The sequence below is a fragment of the Idiomarina sp. UBA4206 genome (genome assembly GCF_002383015.1).
Taxonomy (GTDB): Bacteria; Pseudomonadota; Gammaproteobacteria; order Enterobacterales; family Alteromonadaceae; genus Idiomarina; species Idiomarina abyssalis.
Window position 1 is genome coordinate 564 of the sequence record NZ_DFTS01000020.1, and the last position, 5,773, is coordinate 6,336.

The 5,773-nt window shown below is 47.1% G+C and carries 7 protein-coding genes; all 7 read left to right on the forward strand.

The features are described from left to right. A partial coding sequence (leuS, locus tag B3180_RS04305; RefSeq protein WP_286843243.1) for a leucine--tRNA ligase occupies positions 1 to 1,344 on the forward strand: 1,344 nt, incomplete at its 5' end. A 3-nt stretch (positions 1,345 to 1,347) separates the two neighbouring features. Next, entirely contained in the window at positions 1,348 to 1,833 is a 486-nt protein-coding gene (lptE, locus tag B3180_RS04310) for an LPS assembly lipoprotein LptE (RefSeq protein WP_199494439.1), read from the forward strand. 12 nt (positions 1,834 to 1,845) lie between these two features. After that, complete coding sequence (gene holA, locus B3180_RS04315; protein WP_199494438.1) at positions 1,846 to 2,928, forward strand: DNA polymerase III subunit delta; 1,083 nt, start codon at positions 1,846 to 1,848, stop codon at positions 2,926 to 2,928. Continuing rightward, a complete protein-coding gene (nadD, locus tag B3180_RS04320; RefSeq protein WP_224798030.1) occupies positions 2,925 to 3,554 on the forward strand; it encodes a nicotinate-nucleotide adenylyltransferase in 630 nt (209 codons plus the stop codon). Before holA ends, nadD begins: the two co-directional genes overlap by 4 nt. 63 nt (positions 3,555 to 3,617) lie before the next feature. After that, positions 3,618 to 3,938: a ribosome silencing factor gene (gene rsfS, locus B3180_RS04325; protein WP_199494436.1), complete on the forward strand. Its 321-nt coding sequence runs from the start codon at positions 3,618 to 3,620 to the stop codon at positions 3,936 to 3,938. Beyond that, complete coding sequence (gene rlmH / locus B3180_RS04330; protein ID WP_054487098.1) at positions 3,939 to 4,409, forward strand: 23S rRNA (pseudouridine(1915)-N(3))-methyltransferase RlmH; 471 nt, start codon at positions 3,939 to 3,941, stop codon at positions 4,407 to 4,409. It abuts the gene before it with no gap. Positions 4,410 to 4,417: 8 nt separating this feature from the next. Beyond that, positions 4,418 to 5,773 (forward strand): penicillin-binding protein 2 (gene mrdA, locus B3180_RS04335; protein ID WP_286843248.1); only part of this gene is annotated, 1,356 nt, incomplete at its 3' end.

Consider the following 5,773-nt stretch of genomic DNA (forward strand, 5'->3'; position numbering starts at 1 on the left):
GTCAATTACCGCCTGCGCGACTGGGGACAATCACGTCAGCGTTACTGGGGCACTCCTATTCCTATGTTGAATCTGGAAAATGGTGAATCCGTGCCGGTTCCGGAAGACCAACTGCCGGTTAAACTGCCGGAAGATGTGGTCATGGATGGTGTTAACTCGCCAATTAAATCCGACCCGGAATGGCGCAAAACGGAATACAACGGTCAACCGGCAGAGCATGAAACCGATACCTTCGATACTTTCATGGAATCGTCGTGGTACTACGCTCGTTACTGTAGCGCACAAACCGATGACGCCATGCTGGATCCAGAAAAAGCCAATTACTGGTTGCCGGTTGATCAATACATTGGTGGTATTGAACACGCAATTCTGCATTTATTGTACGCTCGCTTCTTCCATAAGCTGTTGCGCGACACAGGGCTGGTTGACTCTGACGAGCCATTCAAACGCCTGCTCTGTCAGGGCATGGTTTTAGCCGACAGCTATTACCGCGAAGACGAGAAAGGCGGCAAGCAGTGGGTATCCCCTCTTGACGTTGATATTGAACGCGATGACAAAGGCGCTATTGCCGGAGCTAAACATAAGCAAGACGGCCAGCCGGTTGCTATAGGCGGCATGAGCAAAATGTCAAAGTCGAAGAACAACGGTATCGACCCGCAAACCATGGTTGAGCGCTACGGTGCCGACACCGTCCGCTTATTTATGATGTTTGCGGCGCCACCTGAAATGACCCTGGAATGGTCAGACTCGGGTGTTGAAGGATCGCAACGCTTTTTGCGCCGCTTATGGAAGCTGACTTACGACTTAGTTAATACGGGTGGTGCATGCAACGGCCACAGTTTAAACTCAGATCAAAAGCAACTGCGCCGCGAACTGCATAAGACCATCGCTAAAGTCAGTGACGACATGGGTCGTCGCCAACACTTCAACACCGCGATAGCAGCAATTATGGAGCTGTTAAATCACCTGCAGAAAGCGCCACTGGAAACCGAGGCCGACAGACAAATACTGGCTGAATCGATAGACGCCATGGTGCGCATGCTGGCTCCTATTACACCGCACATTTGCGAGCAATTGTGGCAAGAACTTGGCCATGAGGAACCTCTGGCGTTCGCTCAATGGCCAAGCGTCGATGAAAGTGCGTTGGTTGAAGACGAAAAGCTGATTGTGGTGCAAATTAATGGCAAAGTCCGCGCTAAACTGACAGTACCTGCCGATGCTTCAGCAGAGCAAGTTGAGCAAATTGCGTTTGAGGAAGACTCTGTACAGAAGCACACCGAAGGAAAAGAGATTCGTAAGAAGATCTATGTTCCCGGGAAAATCCTCAATATTGTTGTTGGATAAGCTATGCGCGCAACGTTAAACCTTGTTCTCATCCTAGTGCTGATAGCCACCCTAACCGGTTGTGGCTTTCAGCTGCGCGGGAACTATCAATTGCCCGAAACACTGCAGTCGGTTTCTCTGAAAAGTCAGGTGTCAAAAGAGCTCAATGAGCATATGCAGCAACGCTTTGCGCATTCTGGCATTAAACTTTCAGATGAAGCACAACCAATAACGGTTCACTTAACTTCCGACAAATTAGAGCGAAGAACATTGTCTTTGTTCGAAAGCGGCCAGGTTGCCGAATATGAATTGCTGTACCAGGTTAACTATCAATTAATACAAAACCAGCGTTTATTACTTGAACGCACGGTTGAAGTCGCCCGGGATTACCAGGACGATCCAAACTTTGCTCTGGCAAAAACCCGTGAACGCGAAATGCTGGTCGATGAAATGAGAGCGGAAGCTTCTCGTCTTATTTTGCAGCAAATCATTTCCGAAATGTCGGAGTAAAACCTTAAAGCAATGCAAACCATTTATCCTGAAAAGCTTGAACACTACTTGCAGCAAAATGGCGTTCCATCCGTTTTGTTGGTATTTGGTGATGACCTTTTACTCAGGAATGACGCACTAAGTAGCATTCGTAAGTACTTATCCTCCGATGATCTCGAACGCATACACTGGCTGCAAAGTAAGGACTTTGACTGGCAACAGCTTTCTTCCGGTGAACAGTCAATGAGCCTGTTCGGAAATAAACGTTTGCTGGAACTTGAGCTTCCGGATAATAAGCCGGGTCGTGACGGCTCTGCGGCTTTAACCGAATATGCACAAAATCAGTCTGAAAACGACATATTCGTTGTTATTGGTGATCGCCTTAAAAAAGAAACTCAAAACAGCCGCTGGTTCAAAGCGCTGGCGGAACGCGGCCCTTTAGTCCGGACACAAAGCCCGGATAAATCCCAACTGCCGGCATTTATTCATCAACGAGCTCAACGTTATCAATTAACCTTAGCTACGGGCGTTCCTGAAAAGTTATCGGACTGGTTTGAAGGCAACTTATTAGCTCTGGATCAGGAGCTCAGTAAGTGGCAACTTCTGAGCAATGACGGAATCATTACCGAAGAATTTCTGCAAACATCTATTGATGATGTTAGCCGCTTCAGCGTATTTGCGCTTCAGGAGAGCATCCAGCAACAGGACTACGAAGGCGCTTTGCATCGGTTAAATCGCTTGTTAGATGAAGAAAACGATTTCCATCGGCTCATCTGGATCCTCCAACGCGAGGTGCAACTGTTATCGGCTCTGCAAAAGGCGCAACAAACACAGGCTGATACAAACGCCCTGTTCCGGCAGTTTATGATTTGGCCGAATCAGCAACCCGGCTATCATAAACGAGCCTCTCAGCTGAGCCAAAAAACGCTGCTTGGCGCACAAAGACTTATTGAAAGAATCGAGGCTGCATTAAAGCTCGACAGCGGCGAGTCGCCTCTGATATTAACGACGCACCTTCTCAGTTTACTGTGTTGCAACAACGCTGATGCCATTAATCAGACTCTTTCTGTATTTAGTCACGGCATTGAGCCTAATGAGCAGTTTATTCATTTATGATACGAGCATTCTTTGGCGGAACTTTTGATCCCATTCACAACGGACATTTAGAAACAGCCTCAGCTCTGGTCGATGAACTGGACATTGCTACTTTGTCGCTCATGCCAAGCGCCGTGCCTCCGCACCGATCTCAACCCTGCGCCAGTGCCCGGCAAAGGTTGGAAATGGTGAAGCTTGCCTGTCAGCAACACCCTGCTTTTACGGCTGAAGACTGGGAATTAAAACAAGACCGACTTTCCTACACCGCTCATACATTAAGCGAGTTTAAAGAGCGCTTTCCCAATGACATTCTGCTCTTTGTTATGGGTATGGACTCCTTAATGAGTCTCCATAAATGGCATAACTGGACACAACTTACCGATAACGCACACCTGATTGTTATGCCGCGAGCCGGCGTAGACTTCAGCCCTCAGGATGACGAGCTAAAGTCCTTTATTGCAACGCATCTGACGAAACACAAAAAAGATTTAACCGAACAATCTTCAGGTTATGTCTATATTGCACAAACCCCGATGGTTGATGTTTCAGCGACTGAACTACGCGAACAATTGCAACAACGCAAACCTAACCTCCCCCTACCCTCCAGTGTTTATGACTACATAAGGCAACATCAGCTGTATTTGTGACTGAACACTTTTCTTAATTTCTGTTAAACTTCGGGTTTTAATCCTCAAATCGGAGAAAATCTTTTGCAGGCAGAAGAATTGCGTGAATTTGTCATTGATAAAATCGATGATCTTAAAGGTCGTGACGTTCAAATTTTAGATGTTCATGATAAAACTGACGTTGTTGACTACATGATCATCTGCTCTGGCAGCTCGAAAACGCATGTACGAAGTATTGCTGAACATGTCGCTACAGAGGCGAAACATGCTGGTACACCTCCAATTGGCGTTGAAGGTGGTGAACAATCTGAGTGGGTTTTGGTTGACCTTGGTGATGTCGTGGTGCATGTAATGCAGGATAGCATTCGCGATTTCTATCAATTAGAAAAACTCTGGGGCCAGTAAGTGCAAATTCAATTACTCGCCGTTGGCACCAAAATGCCCACGTGGGTTACTGAAGGCTTTAACGAATACAAAAAGCGGTTCCCGGCAGATTGCAAACTGGTTTTACATGAAATTGCTGCTCAAAAACGTACCCGCAAAGCGGATTTAAAGCGCGTTATGCAGCAAGAAGGTAAATTACTTCTGCAAGCAATACCTAAAGGGAACCGAATTGTCACTTTAGAGGTCACAGGTCAGGCCTGGGACACACCTAAACTTGCTCAACAGTTAGAAAAGTGGCAAATGGATGGCAGAGATGTCACTCTGTTGATAGGCGGACCCGAAGGCCTCTCTGATGAGTGCCTGGCTGCAGCTGAACAACGCTGGTCATTGTCTAAACTCACTCTGCCCCATCCAGTGGTAAGGTTAATTGTCGCAGAGAGTTTATATAGGGCCTGGAGCCTAAATAACAATCATCCGTACCATAGAGAATAATAATAACAATGCGTCAGCGCACCCACATACGTGATCATGATACCGAAGCAGCCGTTTTTGGGCGTCGCGTTTTAGTCGCGATGGTGATTGTCGTGGCCGCTTTTGTTGCGTTAGCGTCAAACATGTATCACTTGCAGGTTAGTGAACATAATGAACTTCAGACCCGTTCCAACGATAACCGGATAAAGCTGCTGCCGCTGGCACCTAACAGGGGCTTAATCTATGACCGTAACGGCGTTTTGCTTGCTGAAAACACTCCTATTTATAGTTTAGATGTCACTCCTGAAGAAATCGATGATTTGGACAGCACCCTGAGTCAACTTCAGAAATTGCTGAGCTTTCCGGATACCACTATTGATCGTTTTTATCGGAACCTGAAAAATCAGCGGCGCTTTAACAATGTCCCCCTACTGGACGACCTGAATGAGCAGCAGCTTGCTATCTTTGCAGCGCAGCAACATAAATATCCGGGCGTTAGTATTGAAGCACGGCTAATACGTAACTACCCTCACAAGGAACTGTTAACGCACGCCGTGGGTTACGTTGCGAAAATTAATCGTAACGATGTAGAGAAACTCCGTGAAAGCGGAGAACTACCCAATTACGCAGCCAGCAGAACCATTGGTAAACTCGGCATTGAGAAGTATTACGAAAAAGAATTACATGGTGAAGTTGGTTACCAGAGTGTTGAAGTTAATAACCGTGGCAGAGCCGTGCGCACACTCAGTATAGAAGCGCCAACACCCGGTCAGGATATTGTCTTAGAACTGGACCTAGAGTTGCAACGCAAAGCGGCTGAATTATTGGGCGAACAACGAGGTTCTATTATTTTAATGGATGCAACAACCGGCGGAATTCTCTCCATGACCAGTACGCCGAGTTATGATCCTAACTGGTTCGTCAACGGTATTTCCGTCAAACAGTATCAATCTTTATTAAACTCAACCCAAAGCCCTCTGTTAAACCGGGTCACTCAGGGGGCATATCCCCCTGCATCGACAGTAAAACCGCAAATTGGTTTGCTTGGATTAGAAGACGGAACCATTACGGAAAAAACCCGCATCTGGGACCCCGGCTGGTTTGAAATTAAAGGTGTCGACAGGCGTTACCGGGACTGGCTCGCCTGGGGGCACGGTTGGGTTGATGTAGAAACAGCAATTACTGAAAGTTGCGACACCTTCTACTACGACTTAGCGTTAAAACTGGGGGTCGATAAAATATCCAGCTTTATGGAACAGTTTGGGTTTGGCCAGAAAACCGGTATTGATCTCCATGAAGAAGTATCCGCTCTGATGCCATCTCGCGGCTGGAAACGAGCCCGCTTTGGCCAGCCCTGGTACGCTGGCGAAACACTATCGGTCGAT